This is a genomic window from Azospirillum brasilense (assembly GCF_008365405.1).
GTDB classification, from domain to species: Bacteria; Pseudomonadota; Alphaproteobacteria; order Azospirillales; family Azospirillaceae; genus Azospirillum; species Azospirillum brasilense_D.
The window spans coordinates 1-20210 of record NZ_QOKV01000032.1 but is presented as its reverse complement, the minus strand read 5'-3'; the positions used below and the strand labels follow the sequence as shown (position 1 = coordinate 20210).

At 70.3% G+C, this 20210-nt stretch carries 18 protein-coding genes and 1 riboswitch; of the genes, 14 read left to right on the top strand and 4 right to left on the bottom strand.

From position 1 onward, the window contains the following. Positions 1-40: 40 nt before the first annotated feature. Positions 41-1918: a penicillin-binding protein 2 gene (gene mrdA, locus DS837_RS28965; protein ID WP_149167937.1), complete on the top strand. Its 1878-nt coding sequence runs from the start codon at positions 41-43 to the stop codon at positions 1916-1918. A 24-nt stretch (positions 1919-1942) separates the two neighbouring features. On the opposite strand, the gene DS837_RS28960 is transcribed toward mrdA, so the two are convergent. Then, positions 1943-3643, bottom strand: coding sequence for a methyl-accepting chemotaxis protein (locus DS837_RS28960; protein ID WP_170296035.1), 1701 nt, complete (start codon positions 3641-3643; stop codon positions 1943-1945). A gap of 222 nt (positions 3644-3865) precedes the next feature. Here DS837_RS28960 and DS837_RS28955 point away from each other — a divergent pair, with 222 nt between their 5' ends. Further along, positions 3866-4543, top strand: a complete 678-nt coding sequence (locus DS837_RS28955) for a DedA family protein (protein WP_149167909.1) — start codon at positions 3866-3868, stop codon at positions 4541-4543. 17 nt (positions 4544-4560) lie between these two features. Here DS837_RS28955 and DS837_RS28950 read toward each other — a convergent pair whose 3' ends face one another. Further along, on the bottom strand, positions 4561-5223 hold the full coding sequence (locus DS837_RS28950; protein WP_237904943.1) for a LysE family translocator: 663 nt from the start codon (positions 5221-5223) through the stop codon (positions 4561-4563). A gap of 230 nt (positions 5224-5453) precedes the next feature. On the opposite strand from DS837_RS28950, the gene DS837_RS28945 reads away from it, so the two are divergent. From DS837_RS28945 to deoA, 8 genes are all read left to right on the top strand, one after another. Beyond that, positions 5454-6452: a BMP family lipoprotein gene (locus tag DS837_RS28945; protein WP_149167907.1), complete on the top strand. Its 999-nt coding sequence runs from the start codon at positions 5454-5456 to the stop codon at positions 6450-6452. Positions 6453-6609: 157 nt separating this feature from the next. After that, on the top strand, positions 6610-8145 hold the full coding sequence (locus DS837_RS28940) for an ABC transporter ATP-binding protein (RefSeq protein ID WP_149167906.1): 1536 nt from the start codon (positions 6610-6612) through the stop codon (positions 8143-8145). Positions 8146-8260: 115 nt separating this feature from the next. Next, entirely contained in the window at positions 8261-9409 is a 1149-nt protein-coding gene (locus DS837_RS28935) for an ABC transporter permease (RefSeq protein WP_149167905.1), read from the top strand. Then, complete coding sequence (locus DS837_RS28930) at positions 9402-10376, top strand: ABC transporter permease (RefSeq protein WP_149167904.1); 975 nt, start codon at positions 9402-9404, stop codon at positions 10374-10376. Before DS837_RS28935 ends, DS837_RS28930 begins: the two co-directional genes overlap by 8 nt. Then, entirely contained in the window at positions 10376-10804 is a 429-nt protein-coding gene (cdd, locus tag DS837_RS28925; RefSeq protein ID WP_149167903.1) for a cytidine deaminase, read from the top strand. Before DS837_RS28930 ends, cdd begins: the two co-directional genes overlap by 1 nt. Positions 10805-10819: 15 nt before the next feature. Then, positions 10820-11653: a purine-nucleoside phosphorylase gene (locus DS837_RS28920; protein WP_149167902.1), complete on the top strand. Its 834-nt coding sequence runs from the start codon at positions 10820-10822 to the stop codon at positions 11651-11653. Further along, entirely contained in the window at positions 11650-12525 is an 876-nt protein-coding gene (deoC, locus tag DS837_RS28915; protein WP_149167901.1) for a deoxyribose-phosphate aldolase, read from the top strand. Before DS837_RS28920 ends, deoC begins: the two co-directional genes overlap by 4 nt. A 37-nt stretch (positions 12526-12562) precedes the next feature. Beyond that, the gene (gene deoA / locus DS837_RS28910; RefSeq protein ID WP_149167900.1) at positions 12563-13885 is read left to right on the top strand and encodes a thymidine phosphorylase; all 1323 of its coding nucleotides are present in this window, start codon (positions 12563-12565) and stop codon (positions 13883-13885) included. Positions 13886-13894: 9 nt separating this feature from the next. Here deoA and DS837_RS28905 read toward each other — a convergent pair whose 3' ends face one another. Then, a complete protein-coding gene (locus DS837_RS28905) occupies positions 13895-15523 on the bottom strand; it encodes a phytoene desaturase family protein (protein ID WP_247890189.1) in 1629 nt (542 codons plus the stop codon). 213 nt (positions 15524-15736) lie between these two features. Between DS837_RS28905 and DS837_RS28900 the strand changes: the two genes are divergently transcribed. Then, complete coding sequence (locus DS837_RS28900) at positions 15737-16630, top strand: DMT family transporter (protein WP_149167898.1); 894 nt, start codon at positions 15737-15739, stop codon at positions 16628-16630. Positions 16631-16634: 4 nt separating this feature from the next. On the opposite strand, the gene DS837_RS28895 is transcribed toward DS837_RS28900, so the two are convergent. After that, the gene (locus tag DS837_RS28895; RefSeq protein ID WP_149167897.1) at positions 16635-17012 is read right to left on the bottom strand and encodes an STAS domain-containing protein; all 378 of its coding nucleotides are present in this window, start codon (positions 17010-17012) and stop codon (positions 16635-16637) included. Positions 17013-17173: 161 nt separating this feature from the next. Further along, a riboswitch (TPP riboswitch) is annotated at positions 17174-17271 on the top strand. A 69-nt stretch (positions 17272-17340) separates the two neighbouring features. Here DS837_RS28895 and DS837_RS28890 point away from each other — a divergent pair. The 3 genes from DS837_RS28890 to DS837_RS28880 all read left to right on the top strand — a co-directional run bounded on the left by DS837_RS28890 (position 17341) and on the right by DS837_RS28880 (position 20138). Next, on the top strand, positions 17341-18495 hold the full coding sequence (locus DS837_RS28890) for an ABC transporter substrate-binding protein (RefSeq protein WP_149167896.1): 1155 nt from the start codon (positions 17341-17343) through the stop codon (positions 18493-18495). A 7-nt stretch (positions 18496-18502) separates the two neighbouring features. Continuing rightward, positions 18503-19387, top strand: coding sequence for a branched-chain amino acid ABC transporter permease (locus DS837_RS28885; protein WP_149167895.1), 885 nt, complete (start codon positions 18503-18505; stop codon positions 19385-19387). Positions 19388-19448: 61 nt separating this feature from the next. Then, positions 19449-20138 (top strand): branched-chain amino acid ABC transporter permease, encoded by a 690-nt coding sequence (locus DS837_RS28880; protein ID WP_247890188.1) that lies wholly within the window; start codon positions 19449-19451, stop codon positions 20136-20138. The last annotated feature ends 72 nt before the right edge of the window (positions 20139-20210 follow it).

The window sequence follows — 20210 nt, the reverse complement described above, 5'->3', positions numbered from 1 at the left end:
CGAGGGATGATGTGGCAGGGGATGTGAGCCTTTGACTGCGATGGACCGCGACACCGACCGCTACCGCCTGCTGACCCGCCGCGCCGCTGTGCTGGGTGGGCTGAAGCTCGCCGGTCTGTCCGCGCTGGTCGGGCGGCTCTATTACCTGCAGGTGGTGGAATCCGCGCGCTTCACCATGCTGGCGGAGGAGAATCGCATCAGCCTGCGGCTGGTCGCCCCGTCGCGCGGCACCATCGTCGACCGGTTCGGCGCGCCGCTGGCCGTGAACCAGCAGAATTACCGTGTCGTCGTGGTGTCGGAGCGCACGCGCAACATCCAGGACACGCTGGACAAGATCTCCAAGATCGTCCCGCTGACCGACGGCGACCGCCGCCGCGTGATGCGCGAGCTGCACCGCAAGCGCCGCTTCGTGCCGGTCACCGTGCGCGAGAACCTGACCTGGGAGCAGGTCGCCACCATCGAGATGAACACGCCGGACCTGCCCGGCGTCGCCATCGAGGTCGGCGAGATCCGCCACTATCCGGAGGCGGAGGCGACCGCCCACATCCTGGGCTATGTCGGCGCGGTGTCGGAGGCGGAGCTGAACGGCGACCCCGTGCTGTCGCTGCCCGGCTTCCGCATCGGCAAGGCCGGGATGGAGAAGTATCACGAGAAGGCGCTGCGTGGCACGGCGGGGACCAGCCAGCTCGAGGTCAACGCGGTCGGGCGCGTCATCCGCGAGCTGTCGCGCGATGAGGGTCAGCCGGGCCGCGAGGTCCAGCTGACCATCGACATCGGGTTGCAGAAATTCGTGCAGCAGCGGCTGGCGCAGGAGGTCAGCGCCTCCTGTGTGGTGATGGACGTGCACACCGGCGGCATCTACGCCCTGTGCTCGCACCCCAGCTACGACCCCAACCAGTTCACCATGGGCATCAGCGCCGAGCTGTGGGAGGAGCTGCTGTCCAACCAGGCGACCCCGCTGAACAACAAGGCGGTGGCCGGGCAGTACCCGCCGGGCTCGACCTTCAAGCCGGTGGTGGCCCTGGCGGCGCTGGAGTCCGGCCTGATCAGCCGCAACCACTCGGTCTTCTGTCCGGGTCACATGGACCTCGGCGACCACCGCTTCCACTGCTGGAAGAAGGGCGGGCACGGCACGGTGGACGTGGTCGGCGCGCTGCGCCATTCCTGCGACGTGTGGTTCTACGACGTGTCGCGGCGCATCGGCATCGACCGCATCGCCGAGATGGCCAACCGCTTCGACATGGGGCAGCTGACGGGGCTGGACCTGCCGCACGAGCGGCCGGGCCTGATCCCTTCCATCGACTGGAAGAAGGGCGCGCTCGGCAAACCCTGGGCGCAGGGCGAGACGCTGATCGCGGCGATCGGGCAGGGGTATGTGCTGTCCACCCCGATGCAACTCGTCGCCATGACCGCGCGGCTGGCCAACGGCGGCTTCGCCGTGAAGCCCCACCTGACCAAGCAGATCAAGGCGCTGTCGGGCGAACAGACGAGCTGGCCGCCAATCGGGGTGAAGAAGGAGAATCTCGACCTCGTCCTGCGCGGCCTCTACGAGGTGACCAACGCGCCGAACGGCACCGCCTACAAGTCGCGCATCACCGAACCCGGCTATGAAATGGCCGGGAAGACCGGCTCCGCCCAGGTCCGCCGCATCACCATGGCGGAGCGCAGCACCGGCGTGAAGAAGAACGAGGATCTGCCCTGGCGGGAGCGCGACCACGCGCTGTTCATCTCCTACGCGCCGGTCAGTTCCCCGCGCTACGCCTGCGCGGTGTTCGTGGAGCATGGCGGCGGCGGCTCCACCGCGGCGGCGCCGATCGCGCGCGACATCCTGTTGGAGTGCCAGAAGCGCGATCCGGGCCGCGCCACCGTCGCGGAGAGCGCTCCGCCGCCCCCGCCGCCGGGCGATACCCGGGGCTGAGGGGCGTTCCGAACGCGCGGCTGTCTATGCCGCGCGCACCTCGGCCAGGAACTGGTCCACCTCGCGCTTCAGGCCGGCCGCACGTTCGGCCAACTGGTCGGCGGCTCCCTTCACGCTGTGGGTGGCGGCGCTGGTCTCCGCTTCCGCTTGCTGGATGCCGACGACGTTGCTGGACACTTCCGCGGTGCCGTTGGCCGCTTGCTGGGCGTTGCGGCTGATCTCGCCCGTCGCCGCGCTCTGCTGCTCGACGGAGGCGGCCATCTCCGCGGTGGAGCGGTCGATGTCCTCGACCTGGGTGATGATCGCGCGCATGGCGTCCACCGTCCTGTTGGAGGCGCTCTTCACCGCGGCGATCTGGTTGCCGATCTGCTCCGTCATCGCGTGGGTCTGGTTGGCGAGGTTCTTCACCTCCTGCGCCACCACCGCGAAGCCCTTGCCGGCCTCGCCCGCGCGGGCGGCCTCGATGGTCGCGTTCAGAGCCAGCAGGTTGGTCTGGGAGGCGACGGAGTTGATGGCGGCGACGATCTGGTCCACCTGCTCGATGGCTCCGGACAGGGAATCGAGCTGGGTCTGCGCCAGATCGGCTCCTTCCGCCGCGGCCTTGGAGCGGGCGGCGGCGCGGGACACGCGCTCTGCCAGCTCGTGAATGGAGGCGGACATTTCCTCCGACGCCGCGGCGACGGTCTGCACGTTGGCGCTGGCCTCTTCCGACGCACCGGCCACGGCGCCGCACTGGGCGCTGACTTCCTCGACCGCGGCGGAGAGCTGGGAGGCGGTGGCCTGAAGCTCCGTCGCGGCGCCGCCGACGTCGTTGACGATGACCCCCACCCGCGCTTCGAACCGGCCCGCGAGGTCGAGCATCGCCGCGCGCTTCTCCGCCTGGGACTTGGCCGCGGCCTCCTTGGCCTCACGCTCCATCGCGCGGTTGCGGATCAGGTTGGTCTTGAACACCTCCGCTGTGGCGGCGATCTCCCCGACCTCGTCCTTGCGTCCAGTGCCGTACAGCAAAGTGTCCAGGTTGCCGTCGGCAAGGCCGCGCAGGCAGCCAACGATGGCCTTCACGGGCCGGACAATGCCGAACTGGGACACCGTCCAGCCGAGCAGAAGCCCCGCCAGGATGCCGATGGCGGCGGCGGTGACGAGCTGGACCGACCGGGATTCCGCCAGGGCGGATGCATCCTGCGACAGCCGCGACGCCTTTTCGTCGGTGTAGCTGGTGTAGGCGATGGTCAGATCCTGAAGTGCCCGCGCGGCGGTCGCGCTTGCATCCACCGACGCCAGGATGTCGCGCTGATTTTGGGTCAGATCGCTGCCGCCCCTGATCCGGCGAGCAACGGCGATCGTGTCTTCAAGTTCCTTGTAATAGCGCGCCAGAGCGCTCTCGAACGAGGACAGCATACGGCTCTGCTCCGCGTCGCTGGTTCCCTTGACCTTGGCAAGCAGCCCGCTCACGGCCTCGCGCGTCTTGCCGATGGACGGGAGAACCTGCTCCAGATCGCCGGGATTGGCGGCCAGCCGGTACTCGTCGCGGTTCAGTTCGACAACCATCCGGTTGATGCGCGCGCCAAACTTCATTTCTTCGCCGGCCAACTGGATTTCGTCGGTAGCGCGGCTCAGCGCGTCCAGACCGGCGATCGACGTGGCGGTGATACCTCCACAGATCGCAGCCAGGAAAACGATGATGGAGAGGATCTTGGTGGAAATCTTCAGATTGCCAAGCTGCATTTGGAAATTCCGCCATAAAAGCCCGGATGGCCCGCACAGGCTGGGGCCTTGCAAAGGGGCAGGTATGGAAGGGATTCTTATAAAATTCAGGGCGGTGGCGCTTTGATGTCGGTCAAACAGGAAAGGAAAAGGTGGTACCCCTCTCTTTCGCCCCATTGACGGGCCAGGAACCGTCTGCCGTTGAACCCTGTTCCAGAGTGACAAAAAATTGGATGGACTGAAATGGCGGACGGGCTGACCAATTGGCTGGTCGATGTGATGCACACGATGAATTACGTGGGCATCTTCCTGCTCCTGGTCCTGGCGCGGGTGGTTCCGCCAGTTCCGGCCGAGTCGGTCATTCCATTGGCCGGCATCGCGGCGGCGCAGGGCGAGTACAACCTGCTCGGTGTCGCCTTGGCCGGTGGGTTGGGCTCGCTGGCCGGTCAGCTGGTCTGGTTTCTGCCCAGCCGGCTGATGGGACGCGACCGACTGGAGGCCTTTTTAAAACGCTACGGCCATTGGCTGACGATCCACCCCAAGAAGGTCCGACGAAGCACGGAGTGGTTTGGAAGGCATGGCGGGATCGCCGTCTTCCTGACCCAGCCGGTTCCGGGGGTGCGGACGCTGATCTCGATCCCGGCGGGGGCCTGCCGGATGTCGATCCCGCTGTACTGCCTCTATTCCGGAGCCGGCTCGATCCTGTGGACTCTGCTGCTCGCCTGGACCGGCTACATGCTGTCCCGCTGGCCCTTCGCGCACAGCCTCGTTGGCTATTTCACCGTGGGGCTGCTGGTGGTCCTGGTCGGGCTGTACCTGTACCGGCTTATCAGCCATTTCCAGGGCATCCGCCGCGCCCAGAGGTCGGCGCGCGGCCCGGACGGCGATCCGCCGGTGGCGGGGGCCCCGCTCAGCCCCTAGAACTCAGCCCACAAGGGTCAGCCCATGGCCCAGCCGGCCATGCCGGTGACGGCCATGCCGAGCGCCCAAATGCCGAAGGCCGCCAGCGCCACCCCCGTGCAATGGTTCAGCCGGGTCAGCCCGCGGTCGGAGATGCGGTGGCGCACGGCGGCGACGCCCATGGACAGGGTGAACCACCACAAGGACGCGCCGATGAAGACGCCGGCCACCAGCGTGGAAGCGTCCACCCGACCCAGATTGCCGCCTAGACCGAAGCCGGCGAAGATGGCGATGAAGGCCATGATGGTCGCCGGATTGGTCAGGGTCAGCGACAGGCCGGTCATGAAGCCGCCGAGGAAGGACGGCGTGTCGGGCGCGCTGGCGGCCTCGCGCTCCTCGTCCTCCGGCTTCTGGCGGAAGGTGCGGATGGCGACAACGATCAGGAAGATGCCGCCGACGAGCTGGAAGGCGATCTCGTGCCCTTGCAGGAAATCCAGCGCGGCGGACACGCCGAAGGCCGCGATGGCGCCGTAGATGGTGTCGGCCACGGCGGCGCCGAAGCCGGTGAAGAAGCCCATCAGCGGCCCGTGCTGGAGCGTGCGGCGGATGCAGAGCAGGCCAATGGGACCGACGGGAGCGGCGATGGCGATTCCAAGGACGATGCCCTGCAGCAGCACCACCAGACCATGCACGCCGATCACCTCGTCCAATCTGCGATTCCCTCCTCCGGGACCCTCCTTCGGGCAATGGCGGGCGTGATAGCGGGCCACCGCCCTTCCGTCAACCGGCGTTGCGGGAGGAGGTCCCATACGGGCTGTGACCTGCGGCGGAATTCCCCACGCCATGTGCCCCCTGTCACCGGGTGGGAGGAGCGGCTATCCTGGCTGCCAGGACCCGGCAAGCGGGCGCACCGGAATGGGGAAGCGGAGCGATGACGATGACGCGCATTCTGACCATCCTGGCCCTATCGCTGACGGCGGCGACCGTTCCCGCCGCGGGCTCCGCCCTGGCGGCGGACGAGTTCATGCCGGCGGTGGTGTTCGACCAAGGCGGCAAGTTCGACAAATCCTTCAACGAGGCGGCCTACAATGGGGCGGAGCGCTTCAAGAAGGAGACCGGGATCGTCTACCGCGAGTTCGAGGTCACCAGCGAGAGCCAGCGCGAGCAGGCGCTGCGCAACATGGCGCGGCGCGGCGCCACCGTCATCACGGCGGTCGGCTTCTCCCAGTCCGCCGCCGTGGACAAGGTGTCGCGGGAGTATCCCAACACGAAATTCTGCCTGATCGACGACAAGCTGGACCTGCCCAACGTCCAGTCGGTGACCTTCAAGGAGCATGAGGGCTCCTTCCTCGTGGGCATGCTGGCGGCGCTGGCCTCGCAGAGCGGGAAGGTCGGCTTCGTCGGGGGTATGGACATCCCGTTGATCCGCAACTTCCTGACCGGCTACGAGCAGGGCGTGAAACATGTGAAGGCGGACGGCGAGGTCTTCACCAACATGACCGGCACCACCCCCGCCGCCTGGAACGACCCCACCCGCGGGGCGGAGCTGGCCAAGAGCCAGTTCGGGCGCGGCGCCGACGTGGTCTTCGCGGCGGCCGGGGCGACCGGGCTGGGCGTGCTCCAGGCCGCTGCGGACGCCGGCAAGCTGGGCGTCGGGGTGGACAGCAACCAGAACTGGATCCACCCGGGCAAGATCCTGACCTCGATGGTCAAGCGGGTGGACGTGACCGTCTACGACTGCATGAAGTCGGCCAAGGACGGAAGCTGGACGGCCGGCCACCGCGTCGTCGGGCTGAAGGAGGAGGGCGTCGGCTACGCGCTCGACGAGAACAACCGCAAGCTCGTCACGGCGGAGATGGAGACGGCCGTCGAGGATGCCAAGCGCAAGATCATCGCGGGCGAACTGGTGGTGAAGCCGTATCAGCCGTGAGGGGGTGATCATTGAACGGTTGCCCCCTCCCTGACCCTCCTCCGCTTCGCAGGGGAGGGGATAAAGCTCCCTCTCCTGCGAAGCGGGGGAGGGAAGGGGCCCGCGGCGAAGCCGTGGGAAGGGTGGGGGCACGGACCTTCCAATCATGAAAGTCCCCATGCCCCAACACCCTCCCGCCCTGGAAACCCGCGGCGTCGACAAGTGGTTCGGCGCCAACCACGCCAACCGCGACGTGTCGCTGGCCGTGCCGAAGGGCACCATCCACGGCGTGATCGGCGAGAACGGCGCCGGCAAATCGACGATCATGAGCATCGTCTACGGCTATCTGCCCGCCGACGGCGGGACGATCCTGGTGGACGGCCGCCCGGTGGCGGTGCGCAGCCCGCGCGACGCCCTGGCCGCCGGGATCGGCATGGTCCACCAGCATTTCATGCTCGTCGATCCCTTCACGGTGCTGGAGAACGTCCTGCTGGGGGCGGAGGGCGGCGTCACCCTGGCCGCCGGGATGGCGCGGGCGCGGACGGAGCTGACCCGGCTCGCCCGCGACTACGGGCTTGAGGTCGACCTCGACCGCCCGGTCGGCGAGCTGCCGGTGGGGGCGCAGCAGCGGGTGGAGATCCTCAAGGCGCTCTACCGCGGCGCCGACATCCTGATCCTCGACGAGCCGACCGGCGTCCTCACTCCGCAGGAGACCGACCACCTCTTCCGCATCCTCCGCGCGCTGCGCGAGCAGGGGAAGACGGTCGTCATCATCACCCACAAGCTGCGCGAGATCATGGAGTTGACCGACAATGTGACGGTCATGCGCCGCGGGCAGGTGGTGGCGAACGTCGCCACCGCCGACACCAGCCGCGAGGCGCTGGCTGAGCTGATGGTCGGACGCAAGGTCCTGCTGCGGGTGGACAAGGCGCCGGCCACGCCCGGCCCGCCGGTGCTGGAGGTCTCCGGCCTGCGCGTGCGCGACGGCGCCGGGGTGGAGCGGGTGAAGGGCATCGGGCTGACCGTGCGCGCCGGGGAGATCGTCGGCATCGCCGGTGTGTCGGGCAACGGCCAGTCCGAGCTGTTGGAGGCGCTGGCCGGCATGCGCCCGCCGTCGGGCGGCTCCGTCCGCCTGCGTGGGGAGGAGCTGACCGACCAGCCCGCCCGCTTCACCGCGCGGGGGCTGCGTGCGCTCGGTGTCGGCCATGTGCCGGAGGATCGGCAGCGGGTCGGCCTCGTCACCGGCTTCGAGGCGCAGGAATGCGCAATCCTCGGCCATCAGGGCGATCCGGCCTTCAACGGGCGGCTGCTGATGGACCGCCGCGCGCTGTTCGACCGCTGTGCCGCCGAGATGGACGCCTACGACGTGCGCCCGCGCGACCCGCGCCTGCCCGCCGCCAACTTCTCCGGCGGCAACCAGCAGAAGATCGTGCTGGCCCGCGAGATGGAGCGGAACCCCGACCTGCTGCTGGTCGGCCAACCCACCCGCGGCGTGGACATTGGCGCCATCGAGTTCATCCACCGCCGTCTGGTGGCGCTGCGCGACCATGGCAAGGCGATTCTGCTGGTATCGGTGGAATTGGACGAGATCCGCGCCCTGTCCGACCGCATCCTGGTCATGTTCGACGGCCGTCTGGTGGGCGAGGTCGCCCCGGACGAGGCGGACGAGCGGCGCCTCGGCCTGATGATGGCCGGGGTGGCGGAGGCAGCGTAAGGTTGACCCCGAACGCTCCCGCTTGCGCTGGTCCCGTGCGCGGGGCACTTTCCTGTGGGCAAGGACGTTCGAGCCGTCCGGCTTGTGAACGGGCGTGACCACGGATGGAGCCGGGATGGCGCAGGACGCGGCGCAGGGGGTGACGGGTCGGGGCTTCGGCCGGCCGGGCGAGGTGCCCGGCTGGGTCGGCTACGCGCTTCTGCCGCTGCTGAACCTGCTCGCCGCCTTCGCCCTGTCCGGGCTGGTCATCCTGGTGATCGGGGAGAACCCGCTGGACGTGCTGGCGCTGCTGGTGACCGAGGCGGTCGGCTATCCGGAGGCCATCGGCTACACCCTCTACTACACGACCAGCTACATCTTCACCGGGCTGGCGGTCGCCATCGCCTTCCATTGCGGGCTGTTCAACATCGGCGGGGAAGGGCAGGCCTATCTCGGCGGGCTGGGGGCCGGGCTCGTCGGACTGGCGCTGACCGGCTGGCCCTGGCCGGTGGCGGCGCTGGGCGCGGTGGCCCTGTCGGCGCTGTTCGGAGCGGTCTGGGGGGCGGTTCCCGGCTGGCTCCAGGCCCGGCGCGGCAGCCACATCGTCATCACGACGATCATGTTCAACTTCATCGCCGCCGCGATCATGACCTATCTGCTGGTGGACGTGCTGATCCGCCCCGGATCGCAGTCGCCGGAAACGCGGGAGTTCGATCCGGGTGTCTGGCTGCCGACCATGGACCGGGCGCTCGGCTGGATCGGCGTCGCCATCCCGGCCTCGCCGCTGAACCTGTCCTTCCTGTGGGCGCTGGCCTGTTGCGGGCTGTTTTACCTGTTCCTGTGGCGGACCCGCTGGGGCTACGAGATCCGCACGGTCGGGCGGAACGAGCGGGCGGCGGTCTACGCCGGCATCTCCCCGGCGCGGAACATCATCCTGGCCATGGCACTCTCCGGGGCGCTTGCCGGCTTCGTCGGCGTGAACGAGATCATGGGGGTGCAGCACCGCATCCTGTTGAACTTCACCGGCGGGGTGGGCTTCGTCGGCATCGCCGTGGCGCTGATGGGGCGCAACCATCCGGTGGGGATCGTCCTGGCGGCGCTGCTGTTCGGCGTGCTGGCGCAGGGGGGCGGGCAGGTGTCCTTCGAGTACCCCACCGTGAACCGGGAACTGGTGATGGTCATCCAGGGACTCGTCATCCTGTTCGCCGGGGCGCTGGAAAACCTGTTCAAGCCGCGCGTCGAGGCGCTGTTCCGCCGCCGCGGCGGAGGAGCGGCGCATGGATGACGCCCTGCTCGTCGTCCTGCTGCTGGCCGACGCCACCATCCGCGTGGCGACCCCGCTGGTGCTCGCCGCCTTCGCCGCGCTGTACAGCGAGCGGGCGGGGGTGGTGGACATCGGGCTGGAGGGCAAGATGCTGGCCGGCGCCTTCTTTGCCGCCGCCGTCGCGTCGTCCACCGGCAACCCCTGGCTGGGGCTGGGCGCCGCCGTCGCGGCCTCGGTGGCGCTGGCGCTGGTCCATGGCTTCGCCTGCATCACCCACAGGGGCAACCAGGTGGTGTCGGGCATGGCGATCAACATCCTGGTCGCCGGGCTGGCGCCGACCCTGGCCTACGCCTGGTTCCGCCAGGGTGGCCAGACTCCGCTGCTGCCGGGAGAGGCGCGCCTGCCGCAGGTCCGTCTGCCGGGTATGGAGGCGTTGTCCGGGATTCCGGTCCTCGGTCCCGTCTACCGGGAACTGATCGACGACGCCAACGTGCTGATCTGGCTGACCGTCCTTCTGGTGGTGGCGACCCATTGGGTGTTCACCCGCTCGCGATTCGGGCTGCGGCTGCGCGCGGTGGGGGAGAACCCCTCGGCGGTCGACACGGCGGGCCTGTCGGTCACGCGGCTGCGCTATCAGGCGGTGATCATCACCGGGGTGCTGACCGGCATCGCCGGCGCGTACCTCTCCACCGCCCACGGCGCGGGCTTCGTGCGCGACATGACGGCGGGCAAGGGCTATCTGGCGCTGGCCGCGCTGATCTTCGGGAAATGGCGGCCCTGGCCGACTCTGTTCGCCTGCCTGCTGTTCGCCTTCACCGACGCGTTGCAGGTGCGCCTGCAGGGCGTGCCGCTTCCGGTGGTCGGAGTGGTTCCGGTGCAGTTCATCCAGATGCTGCCCTATGTGCTGACCGTGCTCCTGCTCGCCGGTTTCGTCGGCCGGGCGGTGGCGCCCAGGGCCAGCGGCGTCCCCTATGTGAAGGAGCGGTGATGAGCGACCCGCCGGATTCCCTGATCGCCGACTCCCTGATTGCTGCTGCCCGCGACGCGATGGCGCAGGCCTACGCGCCCTATTCTCATTTTTCGGTCGGTGCGGCCATTTTGGGCGAATCCGGGCGCATCCACGCCGGGGCGAATGTGGAGAACGCCGCCTACCCGCAGGGGCAGTGCGCCGAGGCCTCGGCCATCGGGGCGATGATCCTGGCCGGGGACCGGACCGTCCGGGAAATCGCGGTGATGGGCGGTCAGGCCGGCGACGGCCGACTCTGCACGCCTTGCGGCGGCTGCCGCCAGCGCCTGCGCGAATTCGCCAAACCCGACACGCCGATTCATGTCTGTGGACCGGAAGGGCTTCGCCGCACGTTTACGTTGGAGGAGTTGCTCCCGCACTCTTTCGGCCCCGGCAATCTCGATTTCTGAGGGGAACTGACCGCCATGACCGCCGCACGCGCCGCCGCGGAAATACTGCACCGGGTCCCCGGCTTCCGTCCGCGGGTTGGGATCGTGCTCGGCTCCGGCCTGGGCGGGGTCGCCGACCGGATCGAGGGGGCGACCGTCATGCCCTACGGCGACCTGCCCGGCTTCCCGCTGCCCAGCGTGGAGGGGCACATGGGCCGGCTGGTGCTGGGTCGTCTCGGCGGCCAGCCCGTCGCCTGCATGCAAGGGCGCGTCCACGCCTACGAGGGCAACGGCTTCGACGCGCTGAAGACAGCGATCCGCGCGCTGAAGCTGGCCGGCTGCGACACGCTGGTGCTGACCTGCGCCGCCGGCTCGCTGCGGGTGGAGGTCGGGCCGGGGCGGCTGATGGCGATCTCCGACCACATCAACATGCTGGGCGCCAACCCGCTGACCGGCCCCAACGAGGACAGCTTCGGCCCGCGTTTCCCCAGCATGACCGACGCCTGGGACCCTGCCCTGCGCGCGCTGATGCGGCGCCGGGCGCTGGAACTGAACATCGATCTGGTCGAGGGCGTGTACGCCGCTTATCCCGGCCCTTCCTTCGAGACGCCTGCCGAGGTCCGGATGTTGAAGGTCCTGGGGGCGGACGCGGTCGGCATGTCCACGGTGCCCGAATGCATCGTCGCGCGGCATTGCGGCCTTCGGGTCGTGGGCTGCGCGGTCATCACCAACCTGGGGGTGGGACTCGGCGACGGGCCGGTGGACCATGACCAGACCCTGCGCGCCGCCTCGGCCGCCGCTTCCGACCTGGAGCGGCTGCTGACCGGCTTTCTCGACGGGCTGAACGTAGACGAAGGACGCCGGTCATGAAACTTCCCGCCGATCTGCAACGGGCGCTCGACACCGCGACCGCCGCCAAAGCCGACGTCAAGGGGGCCGGCCGGGCCATCGGCCTGCTCGACCTGACCAGCCTGAACGACGACGACACCGACCAGACGGTGGAGGCGCTGTGCAAGCGCGCCGTCACCCCCGCCGGCAAGGTCGCCGCGGTGTGCGTCTGGCCGCGCTTCGTCAGGACCGCGCGCAAGGCGCTGAAGGGCAGCGGCGTGAAGATCGCCACCGTCGTCAACTTCCCCTCGGGGGAGGCCGACGCGGCGGCCGTGGCGGCGGAGACCAAGGCGGCCATCAAGGACGGCGCGAACGAGATCGACGTCGTGCTTCCTTACCGCGCCTTCATCGACGGTGCGCGCACCCAGCCGATGAACGTGATCCGCGCCTGCCGCGAGGCCTGCGGGAGCGACGTGACGATGAAGGTGATCCTGGAGTCCGGCTGCTTCCCCGATCCGGAGCTGCTGGCCTGGGCGGCCCGCGACGCCATCGCCGCCGGGGCGGATTTCCTGAAGACCTCCACCGGCAAGGTGCAGCCGGCGGCGACGCTGGAGGCGGCGGCGCTGCTGCTGCACGTCATCCATGAGTCGGGCAAGCCGGTGGGCTTCAAGGCGGCGGGCGGCATCCGCGACGCCGATGGGGCGGCGGCCTTCCTGGCGCTTGCCACCGCGATCCAGGGCAAGGGCTGGGCCAAGCCGGACAGCTTCCGCTTCGGCGCGTCGGGGCTGCTGGACTCGCTGCTCGCCACCGCCGGCCATGGCGGCGGCAAGGGCGAGGGCAAGGACGGCAAAGACGGCAAGGGGGACGGCAAGGGCGGCGGGGCGGTTGCCCAGCCGGCCACCGCCGGCTATTGATCCGCGCGACAGACCAGACCACGGAACGGACGCACGGATGCTTCCCCAGGAACTGATTCGCAAGAAGCGCGACGGCGCACGCCTGGACGCGGCGGAGATCGGCGCCTTCGTGCGCGGCATCACCGACGGCTCCGTCAGCGAAGGGCAGGCGGCGGCCTTCGCCATGGCCGTCTTCTTCCGCGGCATGACGCTGGAGGAGCGGGTGGCCCTGACGCTGGCCATGCGGGACTCCGGTACGGTGATGCGCTGGGACCATCTCGACCTGCCCGGTCCGGTGGTCGACAAGCATTCGACCGGCGGCGTCGGCGACAAGGTCAGCCTGATCCTCGCCCCGGCGCTGGCCGCCTGCGGCGGCTTCGTGCCGATGGTGTCGGGGCGCGGGCTGGGTCACACCGGCGGCACGCTGGACAAGTTCGAGAGCATCCCCGGCTACCGCGCCAAGCCCGACCGGGCGACGCTGGAGCGGGTGGTGAAGGAGGTCGGCTGCGCGGTGATCGGGGCCACCGACGACATCGCCCCCGCCGACCGCCGCCTCTACGCCATCCGCGACGTGACGGCGACGGTGGAGACCATCGACCTGCTGACCTCCTCGATCCTGTCGAAGAAGCTGGCGGCCGGGCTGGACGCGCTGGTGATGGACGTGAAGTTCGGCTCCGGCGCCTTCCTGCCCGACATCGCCAAGGCGCGGGAGCTGGCCGACAGCCTTGTCACCGTGGCCGAGGGCGCCGGGCTGCCCACCGTCGCGCTGCTGACCGACATGAACGAGGTGCTGGGCCTGACCGCCGGCAACGCGTTGGAGATGCGGGAGTGCATCGACATCCTGCGCGGCGGCACGGCCGACTCCCGGCTCTACGAGGTCACCGCCGCCCAGGCCGCCGAACTGCTGATGCTGGCCGGTCTGGTCCCCGACGCCGCCGCCGGCCGCGCCCGCTTCGACCAGGCGATGGCGAGCGGGCAGGCCGCCGAGCGCTTCGCCCGCATGGTCCACGCGCTGGGCGGCCCGGCGGACCTGCTGGACGCGCCGGACCGCTATCTGGACGCCGCTCCCGTCGTCCAGCCGGTCTTCGCCGAGCGGGCGGGCGTGGTGGCGGCCATTGACGTGCGGGCGGTCGGCATCGCCGTGGTCGCCCTGGGCGGTGGGCGGACCAAGACGACCGATCCCATCGACTTCGCTGTCGGGCTGGCCGACGTCGCCGGGCTGGGCGCTTCGGTGGGACCGTCCGGGCGCCCGCTCGCTGTCATCCACGCCCGCAGCGCGGCGCAGGCGGAGGACGCGGCGGCGCTGCTCCGCCGCGCCTTCACCGTGGCCGACAGCGCTCCGCCAGCCGGGCCGCTGATCGCCGACCGCATCCGGCTGTAGGAGGCGGCTTCACGCGGCGCGGCGTCCGCCCTCGGCCTGCCGCGCTCGCACCGGCCCCACCAGAGCCTCCGCGGCAAGGCGGCCCGAGATGACGCAGGCCTCCACCCCCGGACCGGGGAAGACCCCGCCGCCGGCCAGCAGCAGGCCGGGTACCGGCGACTTGGCGGGCAGCGCCGGATCGGTGCCGTAGATCGCCCCGTCCGTCGTGAGCGCGTAGCGGGCGAAGGTGGCGGCGCTGGCCTCCTGCCGGTGCAGGATGTGGCGCTCCAGATCCGGGATCACGGCCGCGGCGGCGGCGATCATCGCGTCACCCTCCCGCGCCTTGCGCGCGCGGTAGCCGGGGGCGGAGCGGTCCCAGGGACTTCCTCCCGCCGGGTCCAGCCGCATCAACGTCAGCGAGGCGCAGCCCGGCGGCGCCAGGGTGGCGTCGTGGGCCGACGGCAGGGCCAGCACCATCCCGGCATCCTTCAGAAAGGTCATCGCCGGCAGGTCCGGGCGGATGTCCAGCGCCAGCGTGACCAGGAAGGCGGAGGTCGTGGGGCGCAGCGCCCGGTATTGGTTGGCGCAGCCGGCGGGCAGATGCTCCTCCCCCACCAGCTCCAGCAGGGTCCGCCGGGCGTCGGCGTTGGAGATCACCGCGGTGGCGGCGATGCGCTCGCCGTCCATGGTCTCGATGCCGGCCGCCCGCCCATCCTCGACCAGGATGCGGCGGACCGGCGTGCGCAGGCGGACCTCGCCGCCCTTGGCGCGGATCGCCTCGACCAGCGCGTCGGCCAGCCGCTGCGATCCGCCTTCCGGATAGGCGCCGCCGTCGAAGAAATAGCCGAAGATCGGGGCCATTTGGGTCGCGCCCAGCCGCTCCGGCCGGTCAGACAGATAGCCGGTCAGGCTGGACAGCAGGACGCGGGCTCCGGCGTCGGGCACGAAATGCTCCAGCATCTCCAGGAAGCCGCGGTCCTGCCAGCGGAAGGCCTGCGGGCATTCCAGCGGGTAGGCGCGCATGGCCGCGACGTCGCGCGGGATGTGGGGGAGGCCGGTCTCGGCGCAGCCGCGGTAGAGGTCTCGGTAAACCCCGCGCATCTCCTCCAGGAAGGCGGCGGCCCCGGCGGCGCTGCCGGGATGCTCCCGCGCGATCAGGGCGGTGAGCCCCTCAGCGTCGCTGGGCAGCGGCTCAAGGGCGCCGTCCCGGACGATGGCGCGGTTCACCGGGTGCCAGCGCAGGCGGTCCGCCACGCCGACCATGCGCAGCAGATGCCCGACCGGACCGTCCGGACGGGTGCCGCTGATGTCGTGCACCCCGGCGTCAAAGGTGAAACGCCCCACCGTCCCGTCGCGCAGATGCACTTTGCGGTCCCAGGAGGAGCAATAGCCGCCCGGACGGTCATGCGCCTCCAGGACGGTGACGCGGACCCCGGCCTCCGCCAGCAGGGCCGCCGCGGTCAGTCCGCCGATGCCGGCGCCCACGACGACGACACCGTCCTTTTGTCCGAGGACGACGGGCACGAGCCAGGGGTGGGGCTCCCGCTCGGCCAGACGGCGGGCAAGGATCGGGGCAATGACCCGCTCCGGCAGGAAACGGCAGGCGGCGGCTTTCACCTTGGTGGCGAGTGTGGCGGTGAGCGAGGCTACGGTCGGCATGGCGGACCTTTGCGGTGGTGACGCCCGCCAGACTGTCCAAGGCACCGGACGGGACCAGCGCCGATCCGCGAAAGGCCGGGGTCGCTTCGCCAAACGCCCGCCCGTCGATTCACGAAGCGTGAAACGCCGGCACCCCTCCGAGCGGCGCCGCGCGGGCCAGACCTGCGGTTGCGGCATTGGGCAGCATCATGGTTGCTCAGATACTGTGCAATCATGACCCAAGCCGCCGCTCTTCCCGCCGTTGACAGCGATGACACACGCCGCGCCATCGGCTGCTTCGTGTTGGCCATCTTCCTGTTCGCGGGCATGGACACGCTCATCAAATATCTGAGCGGCGGCTATCCGGTGGCGCAGCTCATGTTCGCGCGGTCGGTGGTGGCGCTGGTCCTGGTCGGCGGCATTTCGGTGGCGCGTGGCGGCTGGGCCGGGATGCGCACGCGGCGGCCCTTCGCCCACGTCTTCCGCTCGCTGGCCGGGCTGCTGTCGATGGGCTGCTTCTTCTACGCCTTCAAGCATCTGCCGCTGGCCGAGGTCTATGTGCTGAGCTTCGCCGGGCCGCTGTTCATCACGGCGCTGTCGATGCCGCTGCTCGGCGAGCCGGTGGGCTGGCGGCGCTGGGCGGCGGTGCTGGTCGGCTTCGGCGGCGTGGTGGTGATGGCCCGCCCCGAGGCCGACGCGCCGCTCCTGCCGATTTTCGTCGGCGTGGCCGCGGCCTTCTTCTACGCGCTGGCGATGATCGCGGTGCGCGGCCTGTCGCGGACGGAGAGCAACACGGCCATCGTCGTCTATCTGCTGCTGACCACCACGGTGGTGAGCGGCGTGGCGGCGATCCCCGACTGGGTGCAGCCGGGCGGGTTCGACCTCGGGCTGATGCTTCTGGTCGGCACGCTGGGCGGGGCGGCGCAGGTGCTGATGACCCAGGCCTTCCGCCTGGGCCGCGCCGCGGTGGTGGCGCCCTTCGAATACACGGGGATGATCTGGGCGACCCTGCTCGGCTTCCTGGTCTTCGGCGACGTACCGACCCCCACCGTGCTGGCCGGGGCGGGGATCATCATCGCCAGCGGGCTCTACATCCTCTATCGGGAAACGCTGCGCCGCGGCGACTGACGGGTCAGGCGGCGGCGGGAAGCGCCACCCCGTCGTCGATGGCGAGCGGAGAGACCGTCAGGGCGATGATCCGGCTGCGTTCCAGCACGCGCCGGATCCGCGGCGGGTGATTCACGAAGGCGATGGTGCCGCCGCGGTCGAGCACCGCGTTGCGGAGCGCCAGCAGAATGCCGATGCCGCAGGAATCGAGGAAGTCCACCCGCCCCAGATCGACACGCACGGTCAGCGCCGGCGCGTCCGCGACGCGGCGGAGCAGGGGCGTCAGGCTGGGCAGGGCGGCGTGGTCGACCCGCCCCGACAGGACGGCGCGCAGCCCGCATCGGCCCGGCGCCGTGGCGAAGGGGTGCAGGGTGATGGTGCTGTGCGACGGGGTGGGCCGCATCCTTCGTGACGACTTTCCGGTTGGGGCGACGGTCCGGAGCGGGCCGGGAGCGGCGGAAGGAACCACGGGAAGCGCGACTCTGCGGTGTCTGTTGCGTTGCGAAATTGTGAAAAGGCGCCAGGCCGCCGCTTGACAGCCGGGCGCCGGGCTCACACTGTGCACACGAACGGCTGGGGTGCCTGCCGCAAGGCGGGCTGAGACCACACCCATCGAACCTGATCTGGGTCATGCCAGCGAAGGGAGCCAAGCGTTCGAGGCTGTGCCGCCGCTACACCCCTGGCCTCCTCGTCCTCGCGCGGTTCTTCGCCGGGCAGGAGGAGACACATTCATGCGGCGCTTCCTTTCCATCCTCTCGGCAACGGCCTTTTCGGCGGTTTTCTCGGCGTCGCTCCTGCCCGGCGCGGCGCAGGCGGGCGAGGCCTCGGTCCCCGTGCTGGTGCCGCTGACCGGCTTCCTGTCGCTGGAAGGCACCAGCCAGCGCAACGGCGCCGTCCTGGCGCTGAAGGACGCGCCCGCGGGTGTGGCGGTGCGGTCGGAGGTGATCGACACCGGCACCTCGCCGGAGGCCGCGGTCACGGCGCTGGAGCGCGCGGCGGGCGGCAAGGTCACGGCGGTGGCGGCCAGCATGCTGGGCACGCAGATGCTGGCGATGCTGCCGCTGGCTCAGGATTACGGCCTTCCGCTGGTCACCGTGTCGGGCACGGCGAGCATCACCGAGCAGGGCAACCCCTGGGTCTTCCGCTTCTTCCCCGGCGACGCCGTGACCAAGGAGGCCCACGCCCGCTACGTGGCGGAGGAGTTGGGCAAGAAGCGCCCGGCGGTGATCTACCAGACGACGGCCTATGGGCAGAGCGGCAAGGCCCATCTGGAGCAGGCCTTCAAAAAGCTCGGCGTCGAGCCGGTGTTCGAGGAGGGGGTGGACCCCGCCGCCAAGGACCTGCTGCCGGTCCTGACCAAGGCGCTGGCCGCCAAGCCCGACGTGCTGGTGCTGCACCTGCATTCCGGCCCGACCGCCCTGTTCATCCGGCAGGCGGCGGCCAACGGGGTGGCGGTGCCGATCGTCGCCGGCTCCGCCATGCACCAGCCGAGCACGGCGGCGCTTCTGGAACCGGCCGAGCTGAAGGGCGTCTGCGCCGAAACGGCGGCCTCGCCGATCTCCGGCGGCAACCCGGAGGTGGAGGCCTTCACCGCCGCCTACCGCACCGCCTTCAACGCGGAGCCGGACGCCTTCGCGCTCGGCCAGTATGACGGCATCCGCATGGTGCTGGCGGCGGTGCAGGGCGGCGCGGACAGCGCCGAGGCGGTGCGCAAGGCCCTGTCCGGCGGGACCCACCAGGGGCTCGCCATGACCTACAAGTCGGACGGCAAGGGCAACATGGCGCATTCCGCGGTGATCGTCTGCTACGACGGCGCCTCGCGCGTGCCGGCGATCGCCAAGCGGTACGACAACCTGACCGGCGTGGTGACCGGGATGGTGAAGTGAGCAAGCCTTGATCACCCTGCAGCTTCTCGTCAACGGCCTGTCCCTGGGCGCGGCCTATGCGCTGGTCGCGCTGGGCTTCGTGCTGGTGCTGAACGCCACCGCGGCGGTGAATTTCGCGCAGGGCGACCTCGTGATGGCCGGCGGGCTGCTCGGCGTGGCGCTGGCGCCGCATCTGCCGGGCTATCTGCCGCTGCCCGGACTGCTCCTGCTGCCGGTGGTGCTGGTGCTGATGGCCGGGCTGGGGTTGGTGCTGGCGGCTGCGGCCTATCTGCCGCTGCGCCGCCGCCCGCCGGTGGCGGTCTTCATCAGCACCATTGCGGCGGGGATCATCCTGCAGAACGGCGCCTCCGTCCTGTTCGGGCCGGAACCACGGGCGGCCCCGCCGCTGCTGAGCGGGGGAACGCTCGACCTCGGCGGGCTGGTGGTGGCGGAGCAGTCGCTGGCCATCATTGCCGTTGCCGCTCTGCTGATCGCCGGGCAGCAGTGGCTGTTCGGGCGGACCCAGCTCGGCCGCCGCCTGCGCGCCACGGCCCAGGACCCGGAGATGGCGCGGGCCTGCGGCGTGCCGGTGACGGCGATGATCCTGGTCACCTTCGCGCTGGGCACCGCCTTTGCCGGGGCGGCGGGGCTGCTGCTCGCCAACCGCTACTTCGTCACCCCCACGGCGGGCGGCGACCTGATCCTGAAAGCCTACATCGCCGTGACCATCGGCGGCTGGGGTTCCGTCTCCGGCGCGGTGGCCGGCGCGCTGCTGATCGCGCTGTTCGAGGTGGGGGTGTCGTCGGTGCTGTCCTATCCGGTGGCGCTGGGGCTGCTTTATGCGACGCTGCTGGTCATCCTCGTCGCCCGCCCGCAGGGGCTGTTCGGCGAGGCGGCGCGGCGCCGTGCTTAAGCTGCGGAAAAGAATGGCTTTTGCCCCCACCCTGACCCTCCCCCGCTTCGCAGGGGAGGGGATGATGCTTGCGGCCTTGCTGGCGTACGCGCTGCTGTATGCGTCGCCCTACGGGCTGCGCGTGCTGACCGTGGCGGGGGTGTACGCGCTGGCCGCCATCGGGTTCCAGATCGTCTTCGGGCTGGGCGGCGCGCTGTCGCTGGCCCATGGCGCCTTCTTCGGGATCGGGGCCTACGCGACGGGCATCCTGGGCAGCCAGTGGGGGTGGGGCTTCGCGGCGACCTTCCCGGTGTCGCTGCTGGTGCCGCTGTTTCTGGCCCTGCTGGTCGGGCTGCCGGTGCTGCGGCTGGAATCCCATTACTTCGCCCTGGCGACTCTGGGCATCGCGCAGGTCGTCCATCTGCTGGCGGTCAACAGCCCCGGCCTGACCGGCGGCGCCAATGGCCTGCCGGGGGTGCCGGGCATCGTCCTATTCGGCTGGGCGGTGCCGCGCGGCCTGCCGCTGGCGGCGGTGGTCTGGAGCTTCGTGGCGCTGGGCGGGCTGCTCGCCTGGAGGCTGGCGCGCGGGCGCTGGGGACGGGCGCTGACGCTGGTGCGCGACGATCCGCTGGCGGCGGGAACGCTGGGCCTGGACGTCGGCGGGCTGCGGCTGGCCGCCTTTGCGCTGAGCGCCGTCTATGCCGGAGCGGCGGGGGGCCTTGGGGGGGGCACCCCCTTTCTTTTATACCACTTTAGGGCTCGGCGAACGTAAAGGGGTAGGAGTTGATGGGGCGTGACCCCGCTTAAAAAATAAAAATAGAGAGTACGAGGAAGTACTAGGCGG